The organism is Streptomyces sp. NRRL WC-3742, assembly GCF_000720635.1.
GTDB lineage: Bacteria > Actinomycetota > Actinomycetes > Streptomycetales > Streptomycetaceae > Kitasatospora.
Genome location: NZ_JOCF01000150.1, coordinates 1 through 3,269, shown reverse-complemented (window position 1 = coordinate 3,269; position 3,269 = coordinate 1). Strand labels below are relative to the sequence as shown.

The window sequence follows — 3,269 nt, the reverse complement described above, 5'->3', positions numbered from 1 at the left end:
GGCCTCGGCGCTGGTGGGCTTCACCGCGTCGGCGACCTCGAGGACGGCCCGGGCCTCGCCGTCCCAGCCGACCGCGATCGCCGTACGCCCTGCGGCCTCCGCGGCGGCCTTCGCCTCCACGAGGGCCGGCGGCAGGTGCTGCGACCACTCGGTGAGCAGGGCCTCGCGGCCGGCGACCACCGCGTGGCCGTCCACGACGCCCTGGACGCCCAGGCCCGGGACGTTCTCGAAGCCCTCGACGGCGGGCAGTTCGCCGGCCTTGGCGGCGGCGGTGGCGATGGCCCGGGCGATCGGGTGCTCGGAGGCGTGCTCCAGGGCGCCGGCCAGGCGCAGGGCTTCGGCCTCGGTGACGCCCTCGGCGGTGTGGACGGCGAGCAGGGTCATCTGGCCGGTGGTGACGGTGCCGGTCTTGTCCAGGACGATGGTGTCGACCCTGCGGGTGGACTCGAGGACCTCGGGGCCCTTGATGAGGATGCCGAGCTGGGCTCCGCGTCCGGTGCCGACCATCAGCGCGGTCGGGGTGGCCAGGCCCAGGGCACAGGGGCAGGCGATGATCAGCACGGCCACGGCGGCGGTGAAGGCGGCCGTCCAGCCCTCGCCCGTACCGAGCCAGTAGCCGAGGGTGGCGACGGCGAGGGTGATCACGACCGGGACGAAGACGGCGGAGATCCGGTCGGCGAGGCGCTGGGCCGCCGCCTTGCCGTTCTGGGCGTCCTCGACGAGCCGGGCCATCCGGGCCAGCTGGGTGTCGGCGCCGACCCGGGTGGCCTCGACGACCAGGCGGCCGCCGGCGTTGACGGTGGCGCCGGTGACGGAGTCGCCGACCCCGACCTCGACGGGGACGGACTCGCCGGTCAGCATCGAGGCGTCCACGGCCGAGGCGCCCTCGACCACCGTGCCGTCGGTGGCGATCTTCTCCCCGGGGCGGACCACGAAGCGGTCCCCTACGGCGAGTTCGGTGATCGGCACGAGCACCTCGGTGCCGCCGCGCAGCACCGTCACGTCCTTGGCGCCCAGCTCCAGCAGCGCCTTGAGGGCGGCCCCGGCGGTGCGCTTGGACTTCGCCTCGAAGTAGCGGCCGGCCAGGATGAAGGCGGTGACGCCGGCCGCCGCCTCCAGGTAGATGTTGGACGAGCCGTCGCTGCGGGCGATGGTGAACTCGAAGCCGTGCCGCATGCCGGGCATCCCGGCGTCGCCGAGGAACAGCGCCCACAGGGACCAGAGGAACGCGGCGCCGGTGCCGAGGGAGACCAGGGTGTCCATGGTCGCGGCGCCGTGCCTGGCGTTGGTCCAGGCGGCGCGGTGGAACGGCCAGGCGGCGTAGGTGACGACGGGGGCGGCGAGGGTCAGCGAGAGCCACTGCCAGTTGTCGAACTGCAGGGCCGGGACCATCGCCATGGCGATGACCGGGACGGCGAGGGCGAGGGCGGTGAACAGCCGCTGGCGCAGCGGGGCCAGCTCGTCCGCCGGTTCGGCCTGCTCGGCTCCGGGGGCCTGGGCGGCGGCCGGGGGCTTGGGGAGGGCGGCGGTGTAGCCGGTGGCCTCGACGGTGGCGATCAGGTCGGCGACCTCGACCTCCCCGTCGAAGCTGACCTTCGCCTTCTCGGTGGCGTAGTTGACGGTCGCGGAGACCCCGTCCATGCGGTTCAGCTTCTTCTCGATGCGGGCCGCGCACGAGGCGCACGTCATTCCGCCGATCGAGAGCTCCACCTCCGTGGAGGCGGGTGCCTGCGTGGTCATCGTCGCTCCTCGTTCTCGTCGTCGTTCCCCGATACCTGGAAGGGGTATCGGCGTCGTCGAGGTCATTTATACCCCTGAGGGGTATCGGGCGCAAGGGTTCGCCGATACCCCCTGGTGGTATTTTTCCTGCCCCGGAACCGCTTGACTTGATACCCCCAAGGGGTATTCACTCGAGACATCGAACGAGACATCGAACCGCACCGCACCGGGGCCGCAGCGCCCCACGGGAACACCCGGACCACCGAGGAGGACCCCATGGCCGGCTACCACGACGACAAGGACCAGCTCCTCCGCAGGCTGCGCCGCGTGGAGGGCCAGATCCGCGGCCTCCAGCGCATGGTCGACACCGACACCTACTGCATCGACATCCTCACGCAGGTGTCGGCCGCCACGAAGGCCCTCCAGTCCGTGGCCCTCAACCTGCTCGACGCCCACCTCTCCCACTGCGTCCAGGACGCCATCGCCAACGGCGGCGGTGAGGCCGACGAGAAGGTCGCCGAAGCCTCCCAGGCCATCGCCCGCCTGATGCGCGCCTGATCCGCGCCTGATCCGCGCCAGATCCGCGCCAGATCCGCGCCAGATCCGCGCACCCGCATACCCCTCCCCCGTACGCCGTTCTCATCGAGGAGCTCACGCCATGAAGACCGCCCTGCGCGTCACCGCCTTCACCCTCGGTCTCACCGCCGCCTTCGGCCTCGCCCTCGGCGTCGGCCACGCGGTCGGTCCCGGCGGCAAGCCCGCCCCGGCCGGCCACGGCGGCGGGCACGACGGCGGCCACGAGGAGCACGCCGGCCACGGCGCCGCCGCAGGCCAGGTCCCCGGCGGCCTCCAGATCTCCGAGCGCGGCTACACCCTCAGCCTCGACAACGCCTTCGTCACCGCCGGCGCGAGCACCGACCTGCGGTTCCGCATCCTCGGCCCCGACGGGCAGGCGCTCACCGCCTACCAGCCGCAGCACGAGAAGGAGCTGCACCTGATCGTCGCCCCGCGCGACCTCTCCACCTTCCAGCACCTCCACCCCACCCGCGCCGCCGACGGCACCTGGAGCGCCTCCACCGCCCTGCCGGCCGCCGGCGAGTACCGGGTCTTCGCCGACTTCCTCCCCGCCGGCGAGGCCGAGGGCCTCACCCTCGGCGCCGACCTCCACGCCGCCGGCGACCTGCGCCCCGCCCCGCTGCCCGAGACCGGACGCACCGTCACCGTCGACGGCTACACCGTCACCCTCGACGGCGACCTCACCCCCGGCGGCTCCGAACTCACCCTCAGCGTCAGCAGGGACGGCCACCCGGTCACCGACCTCCAGCCGTACCTCGGCGCCTACGGCCACCTCGTCGCCCTGCGCGCCGGCGACCTCGCCTACCTCCACGTCCACCCGGAGAGCACCACCCCCGGCCCCGCCATCACCTTCCACGCCACCGCCCCCAGCGCGGGCACCTACCGGCTCTTCCTCGACTTCAAGCACGGCGACACCGTCCGCACGGCCGCCTTCACCCTGGCCACCCCGAGCACCGCCGTTCCCGCCGCCACCC

The 3,269-nt window shown here is 73.4% G+C and carries 3 protein-coding genes; 2 read left to right on the top strand and 1 reads right to left on the bottom strand.

The genetic code is table 11. The features are described 5' to 3' along the window. The coding region (locus IH61_RS0139670) for a heavy metal translocating P-type ATPase (RefSeq protein ID WP_031079267.1) at nucleotides 1–1,740 on the bottom strand (1,740 nt) is incomplete at its 3' end. A gap of 255 nt (nucleotides 1,741–1,995) precedes the next feature. On the opposite strand from IH61_RS0139670, the gene IH61_RS0139665 reads away from it, so the two are divergent. Continuing rightward, nucleotides 1,996–2,277 carry a metal-sensitive transcriptional regulator gene (locus IH61_RS0139665; RefSeq protein WP_031079265.1) on the top strand — a complete coding sequence of 94 codons (282 nt, stop codon included), beginning with the start codon at nucleotides 1,996–1,998 and terminating at the stop codon, nucleotides 2,275–2,277. 100 nt (nucleotides 2,278–2,377) lie between these two features. Beyond that, on the top strand, nucleotides 2,378–3,269 hold an 892-nt coding region (locus IH61_RS0139660), incomplete at its 3' end, for a hypothetical protein (RefSeq protein WP_031079263.1).

Bases quoted from the DNA above. Each gene is read 5' to 3' on its own strand.
- IH61_RS0139665 (WP_031079265.1), top strand. From the start codon at position 1,996: ATGGCCGGCTACCACGACGACAAGGACCAGCTCCTCCGCAGGCTGCGC.